Annotated in this window: 3 protein-coding genes; 2 read left to right on the forward strand and 1 reads right to left on the reverse strand. The window is 35.5% G+C overall.

The genetic code is table 11. The features are described from left to right. Both IDG60_RS09810 and IDG60_RS09815 read left to right on the forward strand, forming a co-directional pair. Nucleotides 1-786: ferrous iron transporter B (locus IDG60_RS09810; RefSeq protein WP_164826024.1), on the forward strand; the 786-nt coding region annotated here is incomplete at its 5' end. Between the two features lie 12 nt (nucleotides 787-798). Further along, the gene (locus IDG60_RS09815) at nucleotides 799-969 is read left to right on the forward strand and encodes a FeoB-associated Cys-rich membrane protein (protein ID WP_000111118.1); all 171 of its coding nucleotides are present in this window, start codon (nucleotides 799-801) and stop codon (nucleotides 967-969) included. 68 nt (nucleotides 970-1,037) lie between these two features. Here the strand turns inward: IDG60_RS09815 and clpL are convergent. Beyond that, nucleotides 1,038-2,981, reverse strand: a 1,944-nt coding sequence (gene clpL, locus IDG60_RS09820) for an ATP-dependent Clp protease ATP-binding subunit ClpL (protein WP_206160656.1), incomplete at its 5' end; no start/stop codon positions are given.

A 2,981-nucleotide genomic window follows, 5' to 3' on the forward strand; every position in this document is an offset into this window, starting at 1 on the left:
GTACCGAGTATTATGGCTGCGCGCAGTATTGAAAATGAAAAAGAGCGTTTAACAACGATATTAATTGCACCATTCATGTCATGCTCTGCTAGACTGCCAGTGTATGCGTTGTTCGTAGGTATCTTTTTCAAAGAGAATCAATCTTTAGTAGTATTAAGCCTGTATGTTTTAGGTATTATTATGGCATTTTTAGTCAGTACAGTACTTACTAAGACGATTTTAAAAAATGATAATGCAATCTTTATTGTGGAATTGCCAACATACCGTGTGCCTTCCATTAAAACGTTGTGGCGTAGTACTTGGGAAAAGGCTAAGGGCTTTGTTCGTAAAGCAGGTACATTTATTTTTGGCGGCTCAGTAGTCATTTGGCTATTAAGTTATGTAGGACCACATGGTATCAATGTGAATATCAATCAAAGTTTTTTACATATGGTTGGTAGTTTCTTTGGTATGTTAGTGCAACCGCTCGGATTTGGAACATGGCAAGCAGGTGCTACGTTAGTGCCAGGATTTTTAGCAAAAGAAGTTATCGTAAGTTCGATGGCGATTATCTATTCATCAGGTGATGCAGGCCTTGTTAATGTGATTCAAAATCAATTCACACCGCTATCTGCGTATGCATTTATGATATTTATACTATTGTATATTCCTTGTGTTTCTACAGTGGCAGCAATCCGTAAAGAGACTTATTCATGGAAATGGACGGCACTTGCAGTTGCCTATCCTCTAGTCACTGCATATGTCTTAACATTCATTTTTTATCAAGTCGGACATTTATTTGTTTAAGGAGTGGTTAAAGTGTCAGTCATTATTAACATTTTAATTTTTTTAGCAATTTTCGGATATGCCTTATATACACTAGTAAAATTTTTCAAGCGTTCGAAACAAGGAAAATGTGGTACATGTGACATTAATCGTGATTGTTGTGGAACAGAACAGCACACAGCGAATCATTTTCCAGGGAAATAATTAAAAAAATGAGCACAGGCAAGGGCGACCTGATGCTCATTTTTGATGCGCGATATGTTAAAGTGTCGTTATTTACCTTTTACGACTAATTCGTTATCCTCAACATCTATATCCACATGTTTAACGTCTGTATGATCTAGATAATAATCTGTAATTTTGTCACGTACTTGCTGTTCAACAATACGTCTTAATGGACGTGCACCTAATTCTTCATCATAGCCTTCTTCAATTAACCAATCTTTCGCATCTTGAGAAACGTCCATCGTAATACCTTTTTTATCTAATGTAACTTGTACATCGTCTAATAATAAGTTGACGATATCTTGCAATGCATCTTTATCTAAATGTAAGAATTCAACGATGCCGTTGAAGCGGTTAAGGAATTCAGGGCGGAAGAATTTTTTCATTTCGTGCATAATATCTTTTTCTTCAGCGTCATTGCCATTGCCAAAGCCAGCATTTGATGTACAAATAATAATTGTATTTTTAAAGTTGATGACATTACCTTGACCATCAGTCAAATTACCATCATCCATTACTTGTAATAACAATGTTAAAATTTGTGGATTTGCTTTTTCGATTTCATCAAATAGAATGACTGAGTATGGATTACGGCGTACTTTTTCAGTTAACGTATTTGAATTGTCATCATAACCGACATAACCAGCAGTTGTACCAATCATTTTTGAAACAGCTGTTGTGTCACTATATTCACTCATATCAAGTCGAATAAGTGCATCTTTATTACCAAATAGATCAATTGCTAATTGTTTAGCAAGCTCTGTTTTACCAACACCAGTAGGGCCGACAAATAAGAAACTACCAATTGGACGGTTGCCGTCATCAAACCCAGCGCGATTACGGCGAATTGCACGTGAAACCATTTCTACAGCTTGATCTTGACCTATGATTTTACTTCTTAAACGATTAGAAATATTTTTTAAACGTTCAATATCGTTATCATCCATTTGAGAAACTGGAATGCCAGTTAATCGTTGAATAGTATCTGAAATATCATGAACTGTAGCAACAGCAGTATGTTCACCATTACTGTTTTCTAATTTATCTTGTAATGATTTGATTTCATTTTGAATGTCGTCAGCTTTTTTATATTCTTCAGCACTTACTGCTTTACGTTTATCATTTTCTAATTCAGAAATTCGTTTTTCAGTTTCAACTTTATCGACAGCTGGACTTTGCGCAGATAAATGTGCTGCTGTAATATCTAACACATCGATTGCTTTATCTGGTAATAATCGTTGTGGAATATATTGAATTGATAAGTCAACACATGCTTTTAATACGTCATCTGGTAATTTTACTTGATGGTGTTCTTCGAATTTTTCGCGAATACCTTTTAAAATTTCAACAGTATCTTTAGCGCTTGGTTCATTAACAAGCACTTCATTAAATCTGCGCGTTAATGCAGCATCTTTAAGAATATTGTTTCGATATTCATCTTGTGTTGTTGCACCAATAATAGAAATCTCACCACGACTTAATGCAGGTTTCAAAATATCAGATAACCCTTTGCTACCTGAATCACTTCCTGTGGCACCTGAACCGATAATTTGATGGATTTCATCAAAGAATAGTACGGCATTTTGTGAAGATTTAACACCTTCGATTAATTTTTGAATATTTTCTTCAAAAGCACCACGATATTGCGTTCCAGCTTCTAATGATGAAATATCTACAGAAATAATTTCTTTGTCTTTGATTGCTGCTGGTACATTTCCTTCAACGATTGCCTGTGCTAAACCTTCAACAATCGCAGTTTTACCAACACCAGCTTCTCCAACTAATATAGGATTGTTTTTAGTTCGTCTACTTAAGACTTCAGCAGTTTCTTGAATTTCTTTATCACGACCAATGACTGGATCTAATAAACCGTCACGTGCTTCTTGCGTAAGGTTACGACCAATTTGTTCTAAATAATTGCCGTTGCCACCTTGTTGCCCTTGTTGTCTTTGTGCTGCTTGTTGAAAAGCTTGCGCACTTTGTTCAGCAGA

Source organism: Staphylococcus sp. EG-SA-2 (assembly GCF_017152085.1).